The sequence below is a fragment of the Geodermatophilus sp. SYSU D00697 genome (genome assembly GCF_054050175.1).
Map to the genome: position 1 here is coordinate 42,221 of NZ_JBJGYV010000017.1, position 23,737 is coordinate 65,957.

The 23,737-nt window shown below is 75.1% G+C and carries 23 protein-coding genes and 1 pseudogene; 17 read left to right on the forward strand and 7 right to left on the reverse strand.

Annotated features, from left to right (window positions below; all coding sequences use genetic code 11):
- The 6 genes and pseudogenes from ligD (ACI79C_RS15705) to ACI79C_RS15730 form a co-directional block, all read left to right on the forward strand.
- Positions 1-1,470, forward strand: coding sequence for a non-homologous end-joining DNA ligase (gene ligD / locus ACI79C_RS15705; RefSeq protein ID WP_456946596.1), 1,470 nt, complete (start codon positions 1-3; stop codon positions 1,468-1,470).
- Between the two features lie 25 nt (positions 1,471-1,495).
- Positions 1,496-2,416, forward strand: a complete 921-nt coding sequence (gene ligD / locus ACI79C_RS15710) for a non-homologous end-joining DNA ligase (RefSeq protein ID WP_456946597.1) — start codon at positions 1,496-1,498, stop codon at positions 2,414-2,416.
- Positions 2,417-2,552: 136 nt separating this feature from the next.
- Complete coding sequence (gene purU / locus ACI79C_RS15715) at positions 2,553-3,449, forward strand: formyltetrahydrofolate deformylase (protein WP_456946598.1); 897 nt, start codon at positions 2,553-2,555, stop codon at positions 3,447-3,449.
- 252 nt (positions 3,450-3,701) lie between these two features.
- Entirely contained in the window at positions 3,702-4,175 is a 474-nt protein-coding gene (locus tag ACI79C_RS15720; RefSeq protein ID WP_456946599.1) for a Fur family transcriptional regulator, read from the forward strand.
- Positions 4,172-5,839, forward strand: coding sequence for a catalase (locus ACI79C_RS15725; RefSeq protein ID WP_456946600.1), 1,668 nt, complete (start codon positions 4,172-4,174; stop codon positions 5,837-5,839). The genes ACI79C_RS15720 and ACI79C_RS15725 overlap by 4 nt, the downstream gene beginning before the upstream one ends.
- Positions 5,840-6,007: 168 nt before the next feature.
- Positions 6,008-6,640: pseudogene (locus ACI79C_RS15730) on the forward strand (MFS transporter); the annotation flags it as partial.
- A gap of 207 nt (positions 6,641-6,847) precedes the next feature.
- On the opposite strand, the gene ACI79C_RS15735 reads toward ACI79C_RS15730, so the two are convergent.
- Positions 6,848-7,798, reverse strand: coding sequence for a proteasome assembly chaperone family protein (locus ACI79C_RS15735; protein WP_456946601.1), 951 nt, complete (start codon positions 7,796-7,798; stop codon positions 6,848-6,850).
- Positions 7,799-7,881: 83 nt separating this feature from the next.
- Positions 7,882-9,222 carry an AI-2E family transporter gene (locus tag ACI79C_RS15740; protein WP_456946602.1) on the reverse strand — a complete coding sequence of 447 codons (1,341 nt, stop codon included), beginning with the start codon at positions 9,220-9,222 and terminating at the stop codon, positions 7,882-7,884.
- A gap of 67 nt (positions 9,223-9,289) precedes the next feature.
- Here ACI79C_RS15740 and ACI79C_RS15745 point away from each other — a divergent pair, with 67 nt between their 5' ends.
- From ACI79C_RS15745 to ACI79C_RS15795, 11 genes are all read left to right on the forward strand, one after another.
- On the forward strand, positions 9,290-9,757 hold the full coding sequence (locus ACI79C_RS15745; RefSeq protein WP_456946603.1) for a PPOX class F420-dependent oxidoreductase: 468 nt from the start codon (positions 9,290-9,292) through the stop codon (positions 9,755-9,757).
- Between the two features lie 39 nt (positions 9,758-9,796).
- Entirely contained in the window at positions 9,797-10,369 is a 573-nt protein-coding gene (locus ACI79C_RS15750) for a hypothetical protein (RefSeq protein WP_456946604.1), read from the forward strand.
- Positions 10,370-10,443: 74 nt separating this feature from the next.
- Complete coding sequence (locus tag ACI79C_RS15755; protein ID WP_456946605.1) at positions 10,444-10,989, forward strand: hypothetical protein; 546 nt, start codon at positions 10,444-10,446, stop codon at positions 10,987-10,989.
- A 37-nt stretch (positions 10,990-11,026) separates the two neighbouring features.
- The gene (locus ACI79C_RS15760; protein WP_456946606.1) at positions 11,027-11,773 is read left to right on the forward strand and encodes a dienelactone hydrolase family protein; all 747 of its coding nucleotides are present in this window, start codon (positions 11,027-11,029) and stop codon (positions 11,771-11,773) included.
- Between the two features lie 107 nt (positions 11,774-11,880).
- Entirely contained in the window at positions 11,881-12,291 is a 411-nt protein-coding gene (locus ACI79C_RS15765; protein WP_456946607.1) for an ankyrin repeat domain-containing protein, read from the forward strand.
- A gap of 136 nt (positions 12,292-12,427) precedes the next feature.
- Positions 12,428-13,798 carry an AI-2E family transporter gene (locus tag ACI79C_RS15770; protein ID WP_456946608.1) on the forward strand — a complete coding sequence of 457 codons (1,371 nt, stop codon included), beginning with the start codon at positions 12,428-12,430 and terminating at the stop codon, positions 13,796-13,798.
- A 90-nt stretch (positions 13,799-13,888) separates the two neighbouring features.
- Positions 13,889-14,152 carry a hypothetical protein gene (locus tag ACI79C_RS15775; protein WP_456946609.1) on the forward strand — a complete coding sequence of 88 codons (264 nt, stop codon included), beginning with the start codon at positions 13,889-13,891 and terminating at the stop codon, positions 14,150-14,152.
- Positions 14,153-14,204: 52 nt separating this feature from the next.
- A complete protein-coding gene (locus tag ACI79C_RS15780) occupies positions 14,205-14,714 on the forward strand; it encodes an AAA family ATPase (RefSeq protein ID WP_456946610.1) in 510 nt (169 codons plus the stop codon).
- Positions 14,715-14,752: 38 nt separating this feature from the next.
- A complete protein-coding gene (locus ACI79C_RS15785; RefSeq protein WP_456946611.1) occupies positions 14,753-15,172 on the forward strand; it encodes a DUF350 domain-containing protein in 420 nt (139 codons plus the stop codon).
- A 122-nt stretch (positions 15,173-15,294) separates the two neighbouring features.
- A complete protein-coding gene (gene fabG, locus ACI79C_RS15790; protein ID WP_456946612.1) occupies positions 15,295-16,065 on the forward strand; it encodes a 3-oxoacyl-ACP reductase FabG in 771 nt (256 codons plus the stop codon).
- 145 nt (positions 16,066-16,210) lie between these two features.
- Positions 16,211-16,825: a GDSL-type esterase/lipase family protein gene (locus ACI79C_RS15795; RefSeq protein ID WP_456946613.1), complete on the forward strand. Its 615-nt coding sequence runs from the start codon at positions 16,211-16,213 to the stop codon at positions 16,823-16,825.
- A 189-nt stretch (positions 16,826-17,014) separates the two neighbouring features.
- On the opposite strand, the gene ACI79C_RS15800 is transcribed toward ACI79C_RS15795, so the two are convergent.
- The 5 genes from ACI79C_RS15800 to ACI79C_RS15820 are packed head-to-tail and all read right to left on the reverse strand — an operon-like array spanning position 17,015 to position 23,644.
- On the reverse strand, positions 17,015-18,175 hold the full coding sequence (locus ACI79C_RS15800) for a cation:proton antiporter (RefSeq protein WP_456946614.1): 1,161 nt from the start codon (positions 18,173-18,175) through the stop codon (positions 17,015-17,017).
- Between the two features lie 10 nt (positions 18,176-18,185).
- On the reverse strand, positions 18,186-18,671 hold the full coding sequence (locus ACI79C_RS15805) for a cation:proton antiporter regulatory subunit (RefSeq protein ID WP_456946615.1): 486 nt from the start codon (positions 18,669-18,671) through the stop codon (positions 18,186-18,188).
- Between the two features lie 29 nt (positions 18,672-18,700).
- Entirely contained in the window at positions 18,701-21,544 is a 2,844-nt protein-coding gene (locus ACI79C_RS15810; protein ID WP_456946616.1) for an FAD-binding and (Fe-S)-binding domain-containing protein, read from the reverse strand.
- Between the two features lie 43 nt (positions 21,545-21,587).
- Positions 21,588-22,229, reverse strand: a complete 642-nt coding sequence (locus ACI79C_RS15815) for a response regulator (RefSeq protein WP_456946617.1) — start codon at positions 22,227-22,229, stop codon at positions 21,588-21,590.
- Positions 22,226-23,644, reverse strand: coding sequence for a sensor histidine kinase (locus ACI79C_RS15820; protein ID WP_456946618.1), 1,419 nt, complete (start codon positions 23,642-23,644; stop codon positions 22,226-22,228). Before ACI79C_RS15820 ends, ACI79C_RS15815 begins: the two co-directional genes overlap by 4 nt.
- Positions 23,645-23,737: the final 93 nt, after the last annotated feature.

Consider the following 23,737-nt stretch of genomic DNA (forward strand, 5'->3'; position numbering starts at 1 on the left):
GTGCCGGCGCGCCCGCGCGGCCGGCGCGAGGACCCGCTCGCCGAGTACCGCGCCAAGCGCGACCCGGCCCGCACCGCCGAGCCCGTCCCCGCGGCGGGACGACCGCTGCCGGCGGGGCCCGGTGACACCTTCGTCGTCCAGGAGCACCACACCCCGCGAGCAACCGGCGAGCGGGTGCACTGGGACCTCCGGCTGGAGCGGGACGGCGTCCTGAAGAGCTGGGCGGTGCCCAAGGGGCCGCCCATCACGACCGGCCCGAGCCGGCTGGCCGTGCCGACCGAGGACCACCCCCTGGAGTACGCCACCTTCGAGGGGACCATCGCCGCCGGTGAGTACGGCGGTGGCGAGGTGCGCATCTGGGACGCGGGCCGGTACGCCACCGAGAAGTGGGCCGACGACCACGTCACCGTCGCCTTCGACGGCCGCCGGTTGCGCGGGCGCTACGTGCTCTTCCGGCTGGCCGACGGCACCTGGAACGTGCGCAAGCTCGACCCCGCTCCGCCGGAGACCCCGGTCGAGGTCCCCACGCCGATGCTGGCGACCCTCGGCGCGCTCCCGCCCGCCGCGCAGGATGCCCAGTGGGGCTACGAGTTCAAGTGGGACGGCGTCCGGGCGGTCGCCGTCGTGCGGGACGGCGCGCTCAGCCTGTGGGCGCGCAGCGGCACCGAGATCACCGTGCGCTACCCCGAGCTCGGCCGGCTGCCCGCGTCGCTGGCCGGGCACGGTGCCGTCCTCGACGGCGAAGTCGTCGCGCTCGACGAGCGGGGCCGGCCGGACTTCGGCGCGCTCCAGGGGCGGATGCACCGCACCGGACCGGAGGTGCACCGCATGGCCGCGGCCGCGCCGGTGACCTACCTGGTCTTCGACCTGCTGGCCTGGGACGGCCAGTACCTGGTCGACCTGCCCTACGCCCAGCGCCGCGAGCGGCTCGACACGCTGGGGATCGGCGGGCAGCGCTGGGTGGGCACGCCGTGGTTCCGCGGCGGTGGGGAGGCCGTGCTGGCCGCCAGCCGGGACAACGGCCTGGAGGGGATCGTCGCCAAGCGCCTGGACTCGCCCTACCGCCCGGGCCTGCGTGGCCCGGACTGGCGGAAGGTCAAGAACCTCCGCACCCAGGCGGTGGTCGTCGGCGGCTGGCGACCCGGCCAGGGACGGCGGGCCGGGGGAGTGGGCTCGCTGCTGGTGGGCCTGCACGACGACCGGGGGCGGTTCGTGTACGCCGGACACGTGGGCACCGGGTTCACCGCCCGGGCGCTGCGCGACCTCGAGGAGCTGTTCACCCCGCGGCGGAGCAGCCCGTTCGAGGGCGACCTGCCGCGCGAGGTCACCCGCGACGCGCGCTGGGTGGAGCCCGACCTGGTCGGTGAGGTCGCCTTCGCCGTGTGGACGGCCGACGGCCGGATGCGGCACCCCTCCTGGCGGGGGCTGCGCGACGACCTCGCGCCGGAGGACGTGGTGGAGGAGTGGTGACCGCGCACCGGGTATGGACCTGCCCGTGAGCCGGCAGCTGGTGCGCGTGGACGGGCGGCAGCTGCACGTCTCCAACCTGGAGAAGGTCCTCTTCCCGGAGGTCTCCTTCACCAAGGCCCAGGTGATCGACTACTACGTCCGGATCGCCCCGGTGCTGCTGCCGCACCTGTCGGGCCGCCCGGTCACCTTCACCCGCTGGCCCGACGGCGTGGAGGGGCAGGCGTTCTTTGAGAAGAACAGCGCCCGGCACGCGCCGGACTGGGTCCGGCGGGTCACGATCCCGAGTCCGGGGAGCTCCCGCGGCCGGGAGACCCTCGACATGGTGATCCTGGAGACCGTCGCCGACCTCGCCTGGGCGGCGAACCTCGCCGCGCTCGAGCTGCACGTCCCGCAGTGGCAGGTGGGCAGCCGGCTGCAGCCGGCGCTGCCGGACCTGCTCGTCCTCGACCTCGACCCCGGCCCGGACGCCGGCATCGTGGAGTGCTGCGAGGTCGCCGACCGGTTGCGCGAGCGCCTGGTCGACGACGGCCTGGACCCGGTGGTCAAGACGTCGGGGTCGAAGGGCATGCAGGTGTACGCGCCGATCCGGGTGACCGACCGCGAGCACCCCAGCCGGTACGCCAAGCAGCTCGCGCAGGAGCTGTCCGCGCAGACCCCGGACCGGGTGGTCTGGCGGATGGAGAAGGTGCTGCGGCCGGGCAAGGTGCTCATCGACTGGAGCCAGAACAACCCCGCGAAGACGACGGTCGCGCCCTACTCCCTGCGGGCCCGCCCGGACGCCACGGTGTCCACGCCGATCGGCTGGGACGAGGTCGAGGCGGTGCTCGACGGGGCCGACCCGGGCGACCTGCGGTTCCGCACCGAGGACGTGCTGGCCCGGGTCGAGGAGTACGGCGACCTGTTCGACCTCGCGGGGGCGCAGCGCGCCGTCCTGCCGCCGGCCTGAGGGACCCCCTCCTCCGCGGGCTCGGGCGAGGCCGCCGGGCGCCCGAGGGCAGGGCGGCCCGCGCGGCGGGCCGGGCCTGACCCCTCCGGGGGAGGGACGTCGGGAACGGGAGCGGAGCCTGGCATCCTCGGTTGGCGTGTCCGTTGTTGAGCTGCCCACCATCGGTCCCCGCGACGACCGGCTGACCGACGTCGGGCGCCTCGTCGTCCGCTGCCCCGACCGGCCGGGGATCGTCGCCGTCCTGTCGCGTCTGCTCGCCGACGCCGGGGCCAACATCACCGAGTCGCAGCAGCACTCCTCCGACCCGGTCGGGGGCACCTTCACCCTGCGGCTGGAGTTCTTCCTCGCGGACCTCGCCGAGCGGCGCCACCAGCTCGAGGGCGCGCTGGCGCTGCTGGCCCGCGAGTGGCAGCTCACCTGGCGGCTGACCGAGGCCGGCTCCCGCCCGCGGCTGGCGGTGTTCGTCAGCAAGACCGACCACGTCCTGCAGGAGCTGCTCTACCGCGTGGGCTCCGGCGACCTGCGGGCGGAGATCGCCGCCGTCGTCTCCAACCACCCCGACCTCGAGCCGGTCGCGCGCGCCGCCGGCATCCCGTTCCACCACGTGCCGGTCACCCCGGACACGAAGGTGCAGGCGGAGGCGCGGGCCCTCGAGCTGATCGGCGACGTCGACCTGGTGGTCCTCGCGCGGTACATGCAGATCGTGTCGGCGGACTTCTGCGCCCGGTTCCCCGAGCGGCTGATCAACATCCACCACAGCTTCCTGCCGGCGTTCGTCGGCGCGAACCCGTACCAGGCCGCGCACGACCGCGGCGTCAAGCTCATCGGCGCCACCGCGCACTACGTGACCCCGGAGCTGGACGCCGGCCCGATCATCGAGCAGGAGGTCGCCCGCATCGACCACCGCGCCACGGTGGAGGACATGCGGCGGATCGGCCGGTACGTGGAGCGCCAGGTGCTCGCCCAGGCGGTCACCTGGCACGTCGAGGACCGGGTCATCGTCGACGGTGCCAAGACCATCGTCTTCGCGTGACGACGGCCGCGGGAGCACCGCGGCGAGGGACGAGCGCGGAGCGGGCCGCGGCGCGGAGTCGCGCCACGGGTTCCGCCTGACGTCGCCTCCGGGAGCACCGTGGTCGTGCGGCGGGACGGGCACCGGGCGCGCAGGTCGCCGTGTGTGCGGCCGCGGACCCGGGGGTAGGCCAGCACCACACCAGGGAGGCACTCGCTCGTCGGCGTGTCGTTTTCTTGACTCAATCAAGAAAAGACGGTTGGGTGGACGCCGATGGACACGACCTGGGAGCACCGTCTCCGGGAGGCCGGGCTGCGGGTCACGCGGCCCCGGCTGTCGGTCCTGAGCGTGCTGGCCCAGCGCCCGCACGCCGACGCCGACGCCATCGTCACCGGCGCCCGCGACCTGCACCCCACGCTCTCGCCGCAGGCGGTGTACGGGGTGCTCAAGGCGCTCGTCGCCGGCGGGCTCGCCCGCCGGATCGAGCCCGCGGGTGCCCCCGCTCTCTACGAGCTGCGGGTCGGAGACAACCACCACCACCTGGTCTGCCGCTCGTGCGGCTCGGTCGCCGACGTCGACTGCGCCGTGGGTGCGGCTCCGTGCCTGACGCCATCGGACGCGGCGGGTTTCGTCGTGGACGAGGCGGAGGTCGTCTTCTGGGGCCTGTGCCGGGACTGCCGGTCGATGGCCCCGGGAGAGGGCGTGCAGGTCCCCGAGCACCACAATCGAGGAGGAGTACGAGCATGACCGACGTCGCATCGCAGGGCCCTGCGCCGAGCGAGGCGGACCGTCCGGTCCTGACCAACCGTCAGGGCCACCCGGTCTACGACAACCAGAACCAGCGGACGGTGGGCGCGCGTGGCCCCGCGACCCTGGAGAACTACCAGTTCCTCGAGAAGATCAGCCACTTCGACCGGGAGCGCATCCCGGAGCGCGTGGTGCACGCCCGCGGCTTCGTCGCCTACGGCGAGTTCGAGGCCACCGGGAAGTGGGGTGACGAGCCCATCGAGCGCTACACCCGGGCCAAGTTCCTCAACGCCCCCGGCAAGAAGACCGAGCTCGCCATCCGCTTCTCCACCGTGATCGGTGGCCGCGACTCCTCCGAGGCCGCCCGCGACCCGCGCGGCTTCGCGGTGAAGCTCTACACCGAGGACGGCAACTGGGACCTGGTCGGCAACAACCTCGCGGTCTTCTTCATCCGTGACGCCATCAAGTTCCCCGACGTCATCCACTCCCTGAAGCCCGACCCCATCACCTTCCGGCAGGAGCCGGCCCGGATCTTCGACTTCATGTCGCAGACGCCGGAGGCCATGCACATGCTGGTCAACCTGTTCTCGCCGCGCGGCATCCCGTCGGACTACCGGCACATGCAGGGCTTCGGCGTGAACACCTACAAGTGGGTCAACGCCGAGGGCGAGACCCACCTGGTCAAGTACCACTGGATCCCCAAGCAGGGCGTCGAGTCCCTGACCGCGGCCGACGCCGCCGCCATCCAGGCCAACGACCTCGGGCACGCCACGAAGGACCTCTACGAGGCCATCGAGAACGGCGACTTCCCGCAGTGGGACCTCTACGTCCAGTTGATGAGCGACGACGAGCACCCCGAGCTCGACTTCGACCCGCTCGACGACACCAAGGTGTGGCCGGAGAACGAGTTCGAGCCCAAGCTCGTCGGGACGATGACGCTCAACCGCAACGTCACCGACCACCACAACGAGAACGAGCAGAGCGCCTTCGGTACCGGTGTGCTGGTCGACGGCCTGGACTTCTCCGACGACAAGATGCTGATCGGCCGGACGTTCTCCTACTCCGACACCCAGCGCTACCGGGTGGGCCCGAACTACCTGCAGCTGCCGGTCAACTCGGCCAAGGGTGCGAAGGTCCACACCAACCAGCGCGGTGGCCAGATGTCCTACGGCGTGGACCTCGGACCGGGCCAGAACCCGCACGTGAACTACGAGCCGTCGATCATGGGCGGCCTGCGTGAGGCCGAGTACCCGACGCACGACGAGCAGGGCCCGGTCATCACCGGCCGGCTCACCCGCAAGCGCATCCCCCGGACCAACGACTACACCCAGGCCGGGCAGCGCTACCAGCTCATGGAGCAGTGGGAGAAGGACGACCTGGTGAAGAACCTGGTCGACAACATCTCCGAGGCGATCCGCCCCGTGCAGGAGCGGATGGTGTGGCACTTCTTCATGTGCGACGACGAGCTGGGCCAGCGGGTCGGCGACGGTCTCGGCATCACGGCGGACGACGTCCGTGGCCTGGAGCCGCTGCAGACCCAGACCCTGTCCGAGGAGGAGCTGCAGCGCGCGGCCAACCTCGGCAAGAACGGTCCGCGGGACGTCACCGGTCTCCGGATGACGCACTGCGTGCCGAACCAGCGCGTGGTCCTCGCGCGGGGCTGACGCACCACCAGCACGGCCGGCGGGCCGCGACCGGGATCCCGGTGGCGGCCCGCCGTCGTCGCGCGCCCCGGCCGGGGACTCCTGCTGTCCGGGAGGCCGATGTCCGGGACGTCGGGGCGCTCACCTCCCGTGCCCTGCGGACCTGCACCGACGCCCGGGGCGGACCCGATGAGCACCACCCCCGCGAGCACTCCCCCCGCAGCGGAGCGGCGGAGCGGCCGCTCCAGCGGTCGGCTGGGTGGCCCCGCTGTGCTGGGTCGCCGTCCTGCTCGACGGCTTCGACCCCGTCGTGGTCGGCACCGTCGTCCCGGCCCTGCGGACGCCGGAGGAGTGGGCGCTCAGCGGCACCGGGGCGACCGCGGTCATCACGATCGGGCTGGCCGGCATGATGGTCGGCGCCCTCACCCTCGGCACGCTCACCGACCTGGTCGGCCGCCGCGCGGCGCTGATCGCCGCCATCGCGTCGTTCTCCTGCTCACCCTGCTGTGCGCGTTCGCGCCGAACGCAGCCGTCCTCGGTCTGCTCCGCTTCCTCGCGGGCCTCGGCCTGGGTGGCTGCCTGCCGACGGCGATCGCCCTGGTCAACGAGCTCACCCGCAGCGGCCGCAGCGGCCGCAGCGGCCGGGCGACGACGACGATGATGACCGGCTACCACGTCGGCGCCGTCGCCACCGCGGCGCTGGCCATCGTCGTCGTCGACTCGATCGGCTGGCGTTGGATGTTCGTCATCGGGGCGCTGCCGGCCCTCGTCCTGGTCCCGGTGATGCTGCGGCAGCTGCCCGGGTCCGCGGCCTACCTGCTCGCGCACGGCCGCCGGGCCGGGGCCGAGGAGGTGGCCCGGCGGTACGGCCTCCGGCGGGAGGACCCCGCCGCCCCGGTGGACCCGCACGCCGGGAAGAGCAGCACCAGCGCGCCTCGCTCACTCCCCGCGATCACCAGCGCGCCTCGCTCACTCCCCGCGATCACCAGCGCGCCTCGCTCACTCCCCGCGATCACCAGCGCGCCTCGCTCACTCCCCGCGACGGCGCTCCTGCTCGGCGAGGAACCGCTCGAACTCCGCGCCGAGCTCCTCGCCGCTGGGCACCTCGCCGAGGTCGCTGAGCAGGTCCGAGCCCTCCCGGGTGGCGGCGAACTGGTCGTACTGCTGCTCGAGCGCCGCGACGACGGCGGCGTTCTCCGGCGAGCGGCCGATCTGCTCGTCCACCTCGGTGCGGTGGGCCTCGGCGGCCTCCCGCAGCGTCTCGGTCGGCAGGTGCAGCCCGGTGAGCCGGGACAGGTGCTCCAGCAGGGTCAGCGAGGCGGCCGGGAAGGTGGCCTGCGCCAGGTAGTGCGGCACGTGGGCGGCCACGCCGAACGCGTCGACGCCGGCCTCGCCCATCCGCAGCTCCAGCAGCGCCGCGACGCTGCCGGGGATGCGCAGTTCGCCCCAGTAGACGGGATAGGACTCGATCAGCTGCCGCCGGGTGGCGTGCGCGGTGACGGTGACCGGGCGGGTGTGCGGGACGGGCATGGGGATGGCCTGCAGCGCCACCACCGACGTCACGCCGAGCCGCTCGACCAACCAGCTCACCGCGGCCACGAACCGCTCCCAGGCGAAGTCGGGCTCGGCGCCGTGCAGCAGGAGGAACGGCTCGCCGGCGTCGTCCTCCACCGCGTACAGCACGATCTCCGGCGCGGTGAACGACTCGTACCGGTCGCCGTTGAACGTCATCCGGGGCCGGTGGGCGCGGTAGTCGACGAGGCTGTCGACGTCGAACCGGGCGATGACCTGGTGCGACAGGCCGGCCAGCAGGTGGGAGCCGGCGAGGGCACCGGCGTGCGCAGCGTCGAACTCACCGGCGAGGTCGTGGACGAGGACCAGGCCGCGGCGGTGCGCCGCATCGGTCACCTCCGCCTCGCGCGCGAGGAACGGCTCGGCCTCGGGGAGCAGCTCGACGAGCTCCTCCGGACGGTGCGCCACGGGGGTGCCTCCTCGTTCTCGGGGTCTGTCGGTGTCAGCCCGCCGCGGGGGGCGGGCATTCCCGGCTTCCCCGTGCGGGGGGCTCAGCGGCCGTCGTCGTCCGGCGAGTCGGCGGGAGGGCGGTCGCCGGACGCCACGTCGACGCGCTCCCGCACCACCGTCGTCCCTGACCCGTCGCTGGACAGCTGCGCCCGCGTGCCGTCGGCGCCGACCTCGGGTGAGCGTCCGTCGAGCTCGTCACGGACGTACCGGTAGACGACGGCGATGATCGCGGCCACGGGCACGCCGAGGAAGGTGCCGAGGATGCCGTACAGGCTGCCGCCCGCGGTGACCGCCAGGATCACCACGGCCGCGTGCAGGTTCAGCCCGCGCCCCTGGAGGATCGGCTGCAGCACGTTGCCCTCGAGCTGCTGCACGAGCAGGACGATGACCAGCACGATGAGCGCCGTCTGCCAGCCGTTGCTGACCAGGGCGATGAGCACCGCGAACGCGCCGGCCACGAACGCACCGATGATCGGGATGAACGCGCCGAGGAAGGTCAGCACCGACAGGGGCAGCACGAGCGGCACGTCGAGGATCCACAGCCCCAGGCCGATGAAGAAGGCGTCGACGAACCCCACGAGGGCCTGCTGACGGATGAACTCCGACAGGGTGCTCCAGGTCTTGTAGGACAGGGCCGCCACGTGCGGGGCGACCTTCGGGCCGGTCTGCGCGGCCAGCCACGGCAGCCAGCGCGGGCCGTCCTTGATGAAGAAGAAGGCCAGGACGAGCGCGAGCACCAGGTTGAGCAGTCCGTTGCCGACCGCCGTGGCCCCGGTGAGGGCGTAGCCGGCGATGTTCTGCGCGTTGTTCTGCACGGTGTTGATGACCTGGTCGACGCCCTGGCCGATCTGGTCCTGGCCGAGGTTGAGCGGGGGTCCGGTCACCCACTCCTGCAGGTCCTGCAGTCCGGCAGTCGCTGCGTCGGCCAGCTCGCCGGACTGGTCGGCCACCTGCGGGATGATCCAGGCGAAGAGGCCGACGATGACCCCGAGGAACGCGAGCAGCACCACCAGGGCGGCCAGCGCCGGCGGGAAGCGCAGCCGGCGCAGCAGCCGGGCGGGTGGCCACAGCACCGTGGCGAACAGCAGGCCCAGGATCACCGGCAGCAGGACTGGCCACAGCTTGCCCAGCACCCACCCGACGACCACGACGCCCGCGGCGATCAGCAGCAGCTGTGCCGAGGCCACGGCCAGCGCACGGACCCCCGCCCGCAGTCGCGGGCCGCGGTCGGGGCTGGGAGCCGGGCTGGCAGCGGTCCCGAGGGTCGTGCTGGGGGCGACGGCGGGGTCCCCGCCACCGTCGGGACGCTCGGCCGTCTCGTCGGCAGCTCCCGGCGCGGAGCCGGACCGGCCGGACGGGCGGGGTTGCAGACGCTTGGCCACGGCACGTGGATGTCCGTTACGGGCGCAGCGGAAACGATCACCGGGCCCGCGTCGTAGCGTCGGTCCCATGCCGAAGACCGCGACAGCCGACCGGGTCGACCGGGCCGCGCTGGTGGAGTTCCTCCGTCCCCGCCACAAGGCCGTGCTGGTCACCCGCCGCAGCGGCGGGGGGGTGCAGCTCTCGCCGGTCACCTGCGGTCTGGACGGCGAGGGCCGCGTCGTCGTCTCCACCTACCCGCAGCGGGCGAAGGTGGCCAACGCCCGCCGGGACCCGGCCGTGTCGCTCTGCGTCCTCTCCGACGACTTCGACGGTCCCTGGGTGCAGGTCGACGGCCGGGCCGAGGTGCTCGACCTGCCCGACGCCCTCGAGCCGCTGGTCGAGTACTTCCGCTCCATCAGCGGCGAGCACCCCGACTGGGACGAGTACCGCGCCGCGATGACCCGGCAGGGCAAGTCGCTGCTGCGGATCACCATCGAGCGGTGGGGGCCGGTCGCGACCGGTGGCTTCCCGCCCGAGGTGGCCGCGCGGATGTAGGTGCTGGCCCGTGCGGGGGAAAGCTGCCAGGCTTGCGCGGTGCCGTTCGTCCTGACCGCAGCCCGGCGGGACGGCGGCCGTGGGGACCTGGTCGCCGCCGCCGTCTCGCGGCTCGTCGCGACGGTCCCGGCGGCGGCCCTGCCCGTCGAACGGACGGGGGACCGGGAGCTCTCCGGCGTCCTGGCCGACCCCGCCGTCGTCGTCGACGTGGTCCTCGGCCTGGTCCGTGAGGGCGGGTGGGACGTCGGCGTGGGCGCCGGCCCGCACCCCGACGGGCTGCGCAGCGGCGGGCCGGCCGTCCTCGGTGCCCGCCGGGCGGTGGACGCGGCCCGGCAGCGCAGCACCCGGCTGGCCGTGCGCGGCGTGGTCCCGTCCGACGCCGGCGACGCACAGGCGGTCCTGACCGCGCTGGCGGTCCTGGTGCAGCGGCGCAGCGCGCCGGCGTGGGAGGCGGTCGAGCTGGTCGGGGCCGGCCGCACGCAGGCCCAGGCCGCCGCCTCCCTCGGGATCTCCCGCCAGGCGGTCGGGCAGCGGCTGGCCGCCGGGCTGTGGGAGCTGGAACGGGAGCTGCGCCCGACCGCCGCCCGGCTGCTCGTCCGGGCCGCGGGGTGATCCGCCGTCGAGCGCGATGATCACCGACCGGTGAGAATGGGGCGCCACCGCCGTCCAGCGCTCCAGGGAGAACCGTGTCCGAGCCGTCCGCGCCCGCCGGGCTCCGCAACGCCGAGCTGCTCACCGTCTACACCAACGACCACCTGGCCGCTGCCACCGGCGGCATCGAGCTGGTCCGCCGCATGCTCGGGCAGCACCGGGGCACGGCGTACGAGGCCCGGCTGACCGAGCTGCTCGGCGAGCTGCAGGAGGAGCGGACCGCGCTGCGCGGCACGATGCAGGCCCTCGGCCTGCCGGTACGCCAGTACAAGCAGGTCGCGACCTGGGTCGGCGAGAAGCTCTCCCGCCTGAAGCTCAACGGCCACCTCCTCTCGCGCTCTCCGCTGTCGGACCTGGTCGAGTTCGAGTTCATCGCCACCGCGGTGCTGGCCAAGCGGGCCGGCTTCGAGACCCTCCGCGCACTGGGGGAGACCGACGAGCGGGTCGACGCCGACCTGTTCCACCGGCTGATCGAGCAGGCCGACAAGCAGCACCACTGGCTGGCCGACGTCCGGCGGGAGGTCGCCGCGAACGTGTTCGGCGGGCGCCCGGGCGCCGCCGACGAGGCCGCCGACACCTGAGCGGGCACCGCGCCGTCGGCGCAGGTAGGAACGGTGCATGTGCCACGACACCGACAGCCGCCCGCCCGCGCCGCCGAGGACCGGCGCCGTCGCCGAGCGCGGCACGCTCACGCTCACCGCAGCTGACGGCACCGAGTTCGCCGCGGCCCACGCCGCGCCGGCGGAGCCGGCCGGGGCGGGGGTCGTGATCCTGCCCGACATCCGCGGCCTGCACCCCTACTACGTGGCCCTGGCCGAGCGGTTCGCCGAGGCCGGCCTGCCCGCCGTCGCCATCGACTACTTCGGCCGGACGGCGGAGCTGCCGCCGACCGGCACGCGGGAGCAGGACTTCGAGTGGCAGACCCACATCCCGCAGACCACGCCGGCGGGCGTGGACGCCGACGTCGCCGCGGCGATCGCCTACCTGCGGGAGCGCACCCGGCCCGACCTGCCGGTGGTGACCGTGGGGTTCTGCTTCGGTGGCAGCCACTCGTGGCGGCTCTCCGGCGGGGACCTGGACCTGGCCGCGTGCATCGGCTTCTACGGGCGGCCGGCCATGGTCGGCGAGGCCGTGGCGACGCGCCCGACGCTCATGGTCATCGCCGGCGCGGACGCCGCGACGCCGCGGGAGGACCAGCTGGCGCTGGCCGAGCAGCTGCGGTCCGGCGGCGGCGAGGTGGAGACCGCCGTGTACGACGGCGCCCCGCACTCGTTCTTCGACCGGGCGTACGGCGACTGGGCCGACGCCTGCGCCGACGTCTGGCGCCGGGTGCTCGCGCTCACCGACCGGGTGGCCACCGGCTGACGACGGCGGGCGCATCGCCCCGAGGACATCGAGCGAGGCGCGGGCCCACCCGGGGCGGGCGGCCCGGCGCCGCTCCGGTGCGCCGGGCACCTCCTAGGCTCGGCACCGTGAGCGAACAGCACGGCGGGGGGATCGACCCCGGGGTCATCGAGCTGGCGGCCCGCGTCTTCGACCTCGCCCGCGGGGGCGCCACGGAGGAGCTGGCGGCCTACCTGGACGCCGGGGTGCCGGCCAACCTGACCAACGACAAGGGCGACACGCTGCTCATCCTCGCGGCCTACCACGGCCACCCCGAGACCGTGGCCGCCCTGCTGGCCGCCGGTGCCGACCCGTCGCGGGTCAACGACCGCGGCCAGACGGCGCTGGCCGCGGCGGTCTTCAAGCAGTCCGAGGCGACCGTGCGCCACCTCCTGCGCGCCGGCGCCGACCCGGACGGGGGCGGGCCGACCGCGCGGGAGACGGCCGCGTTCTTCGACCTCCCGGCCATGGCTGCGCTGCTGGACGGTGCGCGCCCCTGAACCGGCCGGCCAGGCATGTCAGTCTGGTCCGCGGGTACGGCGGCGCCCCGAGGGGGAGGGCGGAGTGCACATGGTCGACGTCGAGACGTCCGGCGGGCCGGTGCCCGGCCGCGCTCGCTGAGCGGGCGGGACGAGGATGGTCGCGCACCAGGACACACCGGGGGCCGGGGCGGTGGTCCCGCCTCCCGGGAGCACCCGTGCCCTGACCCCTGCCGAGGCCGGCGGCGTCCAGGACGCCACGGTGGTCGCCGCCCGGGCGGCCGAGGCCGGGCACGGTGCGGCGCACCTGGTGCCCGACGCGATCCCCGACCCGTCGCCCGGGGGGCTGCCGCGCTGGCTGGTGCTGGTCGGCGGGGCCGCCGCGGCGACCATCGCCATCGCGGGCGTCCGCTCGATCGCCTGGCTGGTCGGCCCGGTGCTGCTGGCGCTGGTCGTCGTCATCGCGCTGATGCCGGTGCAGCGGTTCCTGCAGCGGCACGGCTGGCCGCGCTGGGCCAGCGCCACGGTGCTGCTGGTCCTGGTCTGGACGATCCTGCTCGCCTTCGTGGCGCTGCTGATCGTCTCGATCGCCCAGTTCGCCGCCCTGCTTCCCGACTACGCCGGGTCCGCCGAGGCGCTGCTCGCCTCGGTGGTGGCCGACCTCAACGACCGGGGGATCGTCTCCGGCCAGCTCTCCGACCTCATCGCCCAGTTCGACTACAGCCAGCTGGTGGGGGTGGCCACCGGCGTGCTGACCCGGGCCACCGACGCCGCCTCCACCCTGGTCCTGCTGCTGGCCGCGCTCGTGTTCCTCGCGATCGAGTCCGGCGGCTTCGGCCGGCGGCTGGGGCTGGTCGCCGCCGAGCGCCCGCACCTGCCGATCGCACTGGGCCTGTTCGCCCGCGGCACCCGCAGCTACCTGTGGGTCAGCACGGTGTTCGGGGCCATCGTGGCGATCGGCGACGCGATCGCGCTGGCCATCATCGGCATCCCGCTGCCGGTGATCTGGGGCCTGCTGTCGTTCATCACCAACTACGTGCCCAACATCGGCTTCGTCCTGGGGCTGGTGCCGCCGGCCATCCTCGGCCTGCTCTCGGGCGGGTGGACGGAGTTCTGGGTCGTCGTCGCGGTCTACGCGCTGCTCAACTTCGTCGTGCAGACCCTCATCCAGCCCCGCTTCGTCGGTGACTCGGTCGGGTTGTCGATGACGGTCACGTTCGTCGCCCTGCTGTTCTGGGGCTGGGTGCTCGGCGCGCTGGGCGCGCTGCTGGCGATCCCGCTGACCCTGCTGGTCAAGGCGATGCTGGTGGACGTCGACCCGCGGGGGCACTGGCTGGACGCGCTGCTGCGGGAGGAGCCACGGGCGCCGCGGACCAGCCGTGCCCGGCAGCGGGCCAACGCCCGGCGGGCGGCGCTCGCCTCGGTCCGCGCCCTGCACCCGCACCTGCCCGGCCGGCGCTCGGCCGCCGCGGCGGAGCCGCCCCAGACCGAGGACGTGGCCGCCGGGCGCGACCGCTCGGAGGGCTGAAAGCGCAGGTCGGCGCGGAATGTCACACCCCCGGAGGACGTTGTCTCCATGTCGGGCACCCCGCTCGGCGAGACGTCTTCGGAGGATCGGATGAAGGGCGACCGCGTAGAGGTCGTGATCGACGCCGGCGGCACGACCCGCACCTACGACATCGAGGCCACCCGCGCCGGACGGCGGGTGGACGTGACCCATGGCCGGGGGCTGGTCGAGGTCACCGAGACCACCCGCGGCGGCACCCCCGTCCGCACCGCGCGGTTCATGGCCGGGCGGGTGCTGGCACTGGTGGAGCACCCCGCTCCGCGGCGGGCGCTGGACGACGACGCCGCGGTGACCGAGCTGCGGAAGACCGCGTGAGGGAGCACCCCGTCCTCGCCCCCGCAGGCCCGGGACGGGGCACGGGGAGCCCGTGGCGCGCACCCGCGACGAGGGACGCGGTCTGAGTGAGGTCCCCGCCCCGGAGTTGGTCGTCATGGCCGGGCTCCAGGGCAGTGGCAAGTCCACCTGGGTCGGGGAGCACCTCGCCGCCACCCACACCGTGGTGAGCAAGGACCACTGGCCCCACGCCCGCCGCCGCGAGGCCCGGCAGCGGCGCGTGGTCGCTGCGTTGCTCGCCGAGGGGCGCAGCGTCGTCGTCGACAACACCAACCCGACGGTCGAGGACCGGGCACCGCTGGTCGCCGCGGCCCGGTCGGCCGGCGTCCCGGTCCGCGCGGTGTGGGTGGACACGCCGGTCCCCACCTGCGTGGCCCGCAACGACGGCCGCGAGGGCCGCGCCCGGGTCCCCCTCGCCGGCCTGTACGGCACCGCTGCGCGGTTCGTCCCGCCCACGGTCGCGGAGGGGTTCGACCGGGTGGACGTCGTCCGTGAGGGCGGACACCGGCACGCCGGGCGGGGGCCGGGTCCCGGGGTGCGGTAGGACTTGTCCACCCGAGTCCCCGACCCCCGGAGGTGCCCGTGCTGGCCAGCATCGGTTACGCCGTCGCCTACACCGCGCTCGGCATCGCGTTGCTGACCCTCGGCTTCGTCGTCCTCGACCTGCTCACGCCCGGCCGGCTGGGCCGGCACATCCACGAGGAGCGGTCGGTCAACGCCGGCATCGTGCTCTCCACGGGCTTCCTCGGCCAGGGCGCGGTCGTCTTCGCCGCCATCTGGACCAACGCCACCAGCGGCTTCGGGGAGGCGTTGCTCTACACCGTCGTCTTCGGCGTGCTGGGCGTCCTGCTGCAGGCGGTCGCCTTCCTCGTGCTGGACCTGATCACTCCCGGCAAGCTCGGCGCGCACGTCACCGAGGTGGCGTTCCACCCCGCCAGCCTGGTGCTCGGGGCCGTGCAGCTGTCCGTCGCCGCGATCGTCGTCGCGAGCATCTGGCCCTGACGCCCCGGCCCCTCCGGGGCCGCCGCGACCCGCCGAGGCCTACCGGTCGGTAGGTCCGCGGACGGGTCGCCGTACCGTGTCCCCGGGCAGCCGGACGGCGCCAGACATCGAAGGGGATCGGGATGAGCGAGACGAGCAGCACCGGGGCCCGCGTGGCCATCGTGACCGGGGCGGCGCGCGGCATCGGCGCGGCCACCGCCCTGCGCCTGGCTCGGGACGGGTTCGCGGTGGGCGTGCTCGACCTGGAGGAGGCCGCCGGCAAGGACACCGTGCAGGCGATCGAGGCCGCCGGTGGCCGGGCACTGGCCGTCGGAGCCGACGTCAGCGACGCCGAGCAGGTGGAGGCCGCGGTCGCGCGCGTCGCCGCCGAGCTGGGCGCGCCCACCGTGCTGGTGAACAACGCCGGCGTCACCCGCGACAACATGCTGTTCAAGATGACCGAGGTCGACTGGGACGTCGTGATGAACGTGCACCTGCGGGGCGCCTTCCTCATGACCCGCGCGGTGCAGAAGCACATGATCGAGGCCAGGTGGGGCCGGATCGTGAACCTGTCCAGCGTCTCCGCGCTGGGCAACCGCGGCCAGGCCAACTACTCGACGGCCAAGGCCGGGCTGCAGGGCTTCACCAAGACCCTCGCCATCGAGCTGGGCAAGTTCGGCGTCACCGCCAACGCGATCGCGCCCGGGTTCATCGAGACCGAGATGACCAAGGCGACCGCCGAGCGGATCGGCATCCCGTTCGAGGACTTCATCGCCGGGGCCGCCAAGGAGATCCCGGTGCAGCGCGTCGGGCAGCCCGAGGACATCGCCCACCTGGTGTCCTTCCTCGTCAGCGAGGGCGCGGGCTTCGTCTCCGGGCAGGTCGTCTACGCCGCGGGTGGTCCGAAGGCCTGAAGGAGGACCCCGTCCTCCCCACCCTCCGCGAGCTCAGGGCGGGACCCGGGACGGGGCCGCTCCAGCACCTCAGCAGGGCCCGGCCGGGATCTCCCGGCCGGGCCCGCTGCGTGTCCGGACCATCCCGGTGGGTAAGGGACGGCTGATGACCCCGCTGCGCCTCGTCCTCCTCGGCGACTCGCTCGCGTACGGCTCCGGTGCCACCCACGTCGAGGACACCCTCGGCCCCCGCCTGGCCGCCGTCCTCGACCGCGCCGGGTACGACGTCGACCTGCACGTCCTGGCCGTCCCGGGCGCGGTGTCGCGGGACCTCGCCGCGCAGGCCCGCCGTGCCGTCCCGCTGGCGCCGGACCTCGCCGTCGTGGTGGTCGGCGCCAACGACCTCGCCCGGTTCGTGCCGCCCGCGCAGGCGGCCGCCGCCCTCGGCGGGGCGGTGGGCGACCTGCGCGCGAGCGGCAGCGACGTGCTCGTCGTCCCGGCGCCGGACATGTCCATGGTGCCGTTCGTGCCCCCGGCGTACCGCCCACTGGTGCGCACCGCCTCCCAACAGCTGCAGCGCGAGCAGGCTGCCGCCGCCCGGGCCGCCGGCGCGACGGTCGCGGAGGTGTCCGCGGCCGTGGCCGCCGCGTTCTCCGCCGACGCCGGGCTGTTCTCCGCCGACCGGTTCCACCCGTCCTCGGCGGGCTACGCGCACATCGCCGACGCGCTGACCCCGCACGTGTTGGCCGCGGCCGCCGCCCGCCCGGAGTCCGCCGCCTGAGCCGCTCGGGTGCCCGGCCCGCCGGGGCCGCGGTCACCGCGCAGCGCCCTGGCCCGCCGTGACCATGGGGTCGTCGTCGCGCCGGTCGGCGTGTCCGCCCGTGGCGCCCCCGCTGCGCGAACGGCTGCTGCCGGCGTCGACCGCCCCGGTGGTGGAGCGGCTGCGCCGGGCGCGCTGACCGCCGACGGCTCAGCCGGTCACGCGGGGAGCGCGCAGCGCACGCGGGTCGGCGAACCGGGTCAGCACGGGGCCCGCGACGGCGAGGACGAGCACGTAGCCGGTCGCCACCGGGCCGAGGTCGGTCACGCCCGCGGTCACCGCCAGGCCCGCGATGACGATGGAGAACTCGCCGCGCGCCACCAGGGCGGTCCCCGCACGGAGCCGACCGGGCACGCCGATCCCGTCCCGGAGGGCGGCGAACCAGCCGGTGGCCACCTTCGTGCCGGTCGTGACGAGCGCCAGCAGCAGCACCGCCGGCAGCACCGGCAGGATCGCGGCCGGGTCCGTGGAGAGACCGAAGGCGACGAAGAACGTGGCGGCGAACAGGTCCCGCAGTGGGCCGAGGATCGCCCGCGCCCGGTCCGCGAAGGAGGCCGGCAGGGCCAGGCCCACGAGGAACGCGCCGACCGCGGCCGAGGCGCCGAGGGACTGCGCGAGCCCGGCCACCAGCAGGGTCAGCCCGACCAGCCGCAGCAGCACCTGTTCGTCGTCCGGGGAGACCAGCAGCCGGCCGAGCCGCTGGCCGTGCCGCTGGGCGGCCAGCAGCACGAGCACCACGGCGCCGACGGCGAGCCCGATGCCGGCGACCGCCGACGCCGGGCCGCTGCCGGCGAGCGCGACCACCAGCAGCGGGAGGAACAACGCCATCGCGAGGTCCTCGAGCACCAGCACAGACAACACCGCCGGCGTCTCCCGGTTGGCCAGCCGCCCCAGGTCGCCGAGCAGCCGCGCGACGATGCCCGACGACGAGATCCAGGTGACCCCGGCCAAAGCCAGCGCGCCCTGCCACGGCAGCCCGAGCAGCAGGCCGGCGACGAACCCCGGGGGGGCGTTGAGCAGCAGGTCGACCAGGCCGGAGGGGCCGTGCCGGCGCAGGGAGGCGAACAGCTCGTCGGCGGAGAACTCCAGCCCGAGCGCGAGCAGCAGCAGGACGACACCGATCTCGGCGGCCGCCTCCAGGAACGGCTGGGCCGTGGCCAGCGGGACGACGCCGCCCTCCCCGAGGGCCAGCGCGGCCACCAGCACGAAGGGGATCGGCGAGAGCCCGAACCGCCGCGCCAGCAGACCCAGCAGCGAGAGGCCGAGGAAGAGCAGGCCGAGCTCGAGCAGGAGGGCGGCGACGTGCTCCACCAGCCGCGCCCTACACCCGTTCGGCCAGACGGCGCTCCAGCTGCTCGAGCCCGGACTCCGACCCGATGGCCACCAGGACGTCGCCGGCCCGCAGCACGTCGTCGGGGCCGGGGGAGGGGACGACGTCCCTGTCCCGCACGATCGCCACGATGGAGCAGCCGGTCAGCGTGCGGGCGCGGGTGTCGCCCAGTGGCCGGCCGACGAAGCGCGAGACCGGGGCGAGCGGGAACCGGCCGGACTCCAGGCCGGGTACCTCACGGGAGAGGTCGGCGAACCGCTGGGTGAGCCGCGGCGCGCCCAGCACCTCGGCCACCGCGTCGACCTCCTCGGCGTCGAGGCGGACCACGCCGAGTGCCCGGTCGGGGTCGCGCGGGTCGTAGACCGCGGCCTCGGCCCCGCCGTCCCGCTGGACGACGATGGCCAGCACCTGGCCCGCGCGGGTCCGCAGCTCGTAGCGGACGCCCACGCCCGGCAGCATCGTCTCCTCGAGCTCCACGGCCGCATCGTGGCAGACCGCGGCGGCGCTCACCGGACGCCGGAGGACAGCCGGGCCGCCAGGAGCTCGGCCAGGTGCAGGGCGCGCCGGCCGGCGAGCTGGTCGAGCTGGGTGCGACAGGAGAACCCATCCGCCAGCACGACGGCGTCCGGACCGGCCTCCCGGACGGCGGGCAGCAGCTGGTGCTCGGCGATCGCGACCGACACCTCGTGGTGGCCGCGCTCGACGCCCCAGTTGCCGGCCAGCCCGCAGCAGCCGCCCACCCGGCGCACGGTGGCGCCGGCCGTGCGCAGCAGCCGCTCGTCGGTCGCCCACCCGAGCACCGCGTGGTGGTGGCAGTGCGGCTGGGCGACGACCTCGACCCCGGCCAGGGACGGCGGCGTCCAGCCCGGCGTCTCGTGCAGCAGCTCGGCCAGGGTGCGGGTGCCCGCGGCGACCCGCTCGGCGGCCGGACCGCCGACCAGCTCGAGTGTCTCCCCGCGCAGGACGGCGGTGCAGGAGGGCTCCACCCCGACCACCGGCACGCCGGCGTCCACCAGCGGCGCGAGCAGCTCCACGGTGCGGCCCAGCGTGCGACGGGCGGCGTCGAGCTGGCCGGTGGTGATCCAGGTCAGTCCGCAGCAGGTCTCGGCGGGCGGCACCTGCACCCGGTAGCCGGCGGCCTCGAGCACCGCGGCGGTGGCCTCGGCGACCTCGGGGGCGAAGTGGTCGGTGAACGAGTCCACCCACAGCGCGACCGGCGCGCCGTCCGGGTTCGCCGGGGGCCGCTCGGCCCAGCCCGCGCGGAAGGTGCGGGGCGCGAAGGCCGGGAGGCTGCGCCGCTGGTCGACCCCGGCACCCCACTTCGCCAGCCGGCCACCGAGGCGGGAGGTCATCACGGCGTTGACCAACCGGGGCGCGCGGGCGGCGAGGTCGGCCCACCGCGGCAGCCGGCCGAGGGTGTAGTGCGAGAGCGGCCGCAGCCGCCGGCGGTAGGACTGGTGCAGCACCTCGGCCTTGTAGGAGGCCATGTCCACGCCGGTGGGGCAGTCCCGGGAGCAGCCCTTGCACGACAGGCACAGGTCCAGGGCGGCGTGCACCTCCGGCGAGCGCCAGTCGCGCACCGGGCCGCCGGGGGCGAGCATCTCCTGCAGCACCCGGGCCCGGCCGCGGGTGGTGTCCTTCTCCTCCCGGGTGGCCGGCCACGACGGGCACATGACCCCGCCGGTGGCCTGCAGGTCGGCGCGGCACTTACCGACGCCGGTGCACCGGTGCACCGCGGCGGAGAAGTCCCCACCGTCGTGCCGGTAGGCCAGCGCCAGGCGCTCGGTCCGGCGCGGCGCGGCGGCCACCCGGATGTCGTCCTCCACCCGCGCCGGCCGCACCAGCACCCCCGGGTTGAGCACGTCCCCGGGGTCGAACAGGCCCTTGACCCGCTCGAACAACGCCAGCACCTCGGAGGAGTACATGGTCGTCAGCAGCTCGCTGCGGGCCCGGCCGTCGCCGTGCTCGCCGGACACCGACCCGCCGAAACGGGCCACCAGGCGGGCGGCGTCCTGCACGAAGGAGCGGTAGGCCGCCCGGCCGCGGTCCTCGCCGTGCCCCAGCGGGAAGTCGATGCGCACGTGCACGCAGCCGTCGCCGAAGTGGCCGTAGGGCACCCCCTGCAGGCCGTGCTCGTCCAGCAGCGCCTCGAAGCCGCGCAGGTAGGCGCCCAGCTGCTCCACCGGCACCGCGGCGTCCTCCCAGCCGGCGTGCGCCGGACGGCCGTCGGAGGTGCGGGCGGCCAGGCCCGCGCCGTCCTCGCGGATCCGCCAGATGGCGGCGGCCTCGGCCGGGTCGGTGACCACCAGGGAGTCCAGCGCCCCGGCGTCGTCCAGCACGCCCCTCGCCTTGGCCTCGATCTCGGCGACCGAGTCGCCGGTCAGCTCGACGATCAGCCAGCCGTCGCCGCGGGGCAGGTCCGGCACGACGGCGGCGGGGACGTCGCGCAGCCGCTGGACGATGCGCTGGTCCAGTCCCTCGCACGCGGTCGGCTCGTGCCGCAGCAGCGCCGGGGTGGCGTCGGCGGCATCGGCCATGGACGGGTAGCCCAGCACGACCAGCCCCCGGTACGGAGCGTCGGTCACCAGCCGCACGGTCGCGCCGAGCACCAGGGCGAGGGTGCCCTCGCTGCCGACCAGCGCGCGGGCCACGTCGAAGCCGCGCTCGGGCAGCAGGTGCTCCAGCGAGTAGCCCGACACCTGCCGGCCGAAGCGGCCCAGCTCGGTGCGGATCGGCCCGAGGTGCCCGTCGACCAGCGCCCGGAGCTGGCCGAGCACCCCGGCGGCCGGGGCGTCGTCCGGACCGAGGGTCAGCCGCTCGCCGGCGCCGGTGACGACGTCGAGGCCGACCACGTTGTCCGACGTCCGGCCGTAGCCCAGGGCGCGGGAGCCGCAGGCGTTGTTGCCGATCATCCCGCCGATCGTGCAGCGGTTGTGCGTGCTCGGGTCGGGGCCGAAGCGCAGCCCGTGCGGCCGCGCCGCCGCCTGCAGCGCCGCCTGCACCACACCGGGGTCGACGGTCGCCGTCCGGCCCTCCGGGTCGATCGCCCGCACCCGGGCGAGGTACCGGCTGGTGTCGACCACGACGCCGGGGCCCACGGCGTTGCCGGCGATCGAGGTGCCCGCGCCCCGGGCGGTCAGCGGGACGCCGAGCTCCCGGCAGACGGCGAGGGTCGCCTCGATCTCGTCGGGGTGCCGGGGCCGCACCACCGCCCGCGGCAGCACCCGGTACAGCGAGCCGTCGGAGGAGTAGAGGGCCCGAGCCAGCCCGGAGTCGTCGACGTCGCCGATGCCGGCCCCGCGCAGGGCGGCGAGCAGGTCGGTGGCAGGGGGTGCGGCGGACCGGGTCACGCCCTCCAGTCTCGGCCCGGACCTCGGCGCGCGGCGAGCGGGGTCACTCCGCGAGCCCGGGCGGGTCCTCGGCGAGGTGGGTGCGCGCCCACAGCGCCGCCGACGTCCGGTCCCGCACGCCGATGCGCTGGAACACGCTGGTCAGGTGCGCCTTCACGGTGCCCTCCCGGATGCCGAGGGCGCGGGCGATCTGCTTGTTCGCCATCCCGCGGCCGACCAGGGCGAGGACCTCCTGCTCCCGCTCGGTCAGGTCGGCGACCCGGGCGGGCCCCCGCCGGGCGTGCAGCAGCGTCCGCGCCACCCGGGGGTCGAGCGGGGAGTGGCCGCGAGCGGAGGACCGGATGGCGGTCAGCAGGTCGGCCGGTTCGGTGTCCTTGAGCACGTACCCGCCGGCGCCGGCGTCGAGCGCCTCCACCACCCGCTGCTGATCGGAGAACGAGGTGAGCACGAGCACCTCGACGGCGGGGTGGTCCTCGACGATCCGGCGGGTCGCGGTGACGCCGTCCATCACCGGCATGGACAGGTCCATGAGGACGACGTGCGGGGAGAGCCGGTCGACCGCGGCCACCGCCTCGGCGCCGTCGGCGGCCGTGCCGACGACCCGCATGTCGTCGGCGGCGGCGATCAGGCCGGCCAGGCCCGAGCGCATGAGCGCGTGGTCGTCGACCACGAGGACGTCGATCACGGGTGCGGCACCTCCAGTCGCAGGCTCGTGCCCGCGCCGGGCGCGGTGCGCAGGGACAGCGTCGCCCCTTCGGCGGCGGCCAGGTCGGCGAGCAGGCGCAGGCCCAGGTGGCCGCCGCGCCCGTCCAGCGCCGGGCCGACGTCGAAGCCGACCCCGTCGTCGGTGACCTGCAGGACGAGGGCACCGGGGAGCTGCTCGACGGTGACGTCCACCCTGCGGGCGCCCGAGTGCTTCACCACGTTGCGCAGCGCCTCCTGGACGGTGCGCAGGACCAGGGCGGCAGTCCCCGGCGGCGGGGCCAGCCGGTCGGGGACGGCGAGCCGGACGTCGATCCCGCGGGGCCGCAGCCGGTCGGCGCAGTCGGCCAGGGCCATCTCCAGCCCCGCCTGGTCCAGCGTGGGTGGGTAGATCTCCACCAGCAGCGACCGCAGCGACGCGACCGAGTCCCGCAGCGCCCCGGCGGCCTGCCCGAGCCCGTCGGCGACCTCGGGTGGAGGAGCGCTCGCCGGGGACTGCCGGAGCTGGTCGGCGGCGCGGGCGACGAGCAGGGCGGCCGCCGACACGTCCTGCACCAGGCCGTCGTGCAGGCTCCCGGCGATCCGGCGCCGCTCCTCGGTGGAGGCGTCCAGGGCCCGCGCCTGCAGCAGCTCGCGCTCCTGCTGGGCGGTCCGCAGCTGGGTGACCATCCGCCGGGCCAGGGGGAGCTGGACGGCGACCATGGCGAGCAGTGCGGCCGCGGAGATGGGGGCGAACTCCCACCAGATCTCCTCCTGCCGGGCAGTCGCCTGGCTGTAGTCCGAGTAGGTCTCCAGCAGCAGCCGTTGCCCGTCGGGCCCGGTGATCTGGCGGTAGACCTCGAGCAGGCGGCCGCTGTCGGCCTTCTCGAACTGGTTCTCCGGCCGGTTCAGGTCGCTCACCTCGGCCCGGGTGACGCCGTCCCGCAGGGCCTGCCGGTCGTCGTCGCCCAGCGGGAATGTGCGACCGATCAGCAGGGGCTCGTCCGAGTACACGATCCGGCCGTCGGCGGTCCAGATCTTGATCCGGTTGATGCCGACCCCTGGCAGTCGGGTGCGCATGCGGTCGTCGAACGCGGCGAGCGCGACCGGGTCCCCGGCGAGGAGGCGCTCGTCCAGGTTGGGCTGTACGAGGACCTCGGCCAGCAGGTCGGTGTGGTGGCGCGCGTCGGCCAGGGCCTCGTGCTCGGCGGCCCGGGCGCTGGCCCACACCCCGACGCCGAGCAGGAGCAGGATGGCCGCGACGTTGGCCGCGAGGAAGCGGGCCACCACCCGGCCGACCGACGGCGAGCGCGGTCGCTGCCCGGCCGCGGGACTCTCGACCAGGGGGACCCAGCCGGGGCCGTCCCCGGGCGAGGTCCGGGGCGGCGGGACCGCGGTCGCGCGCTGGCGCGTGGCCATGGCCCACCCCCCGTGCGCGTGGTCGCGCGTCCCCGCGCCGGCTCCGGACCCTCCGGCGCCGCCCTGCCGGGGAGTTGTGCCACCGGCAGGGGT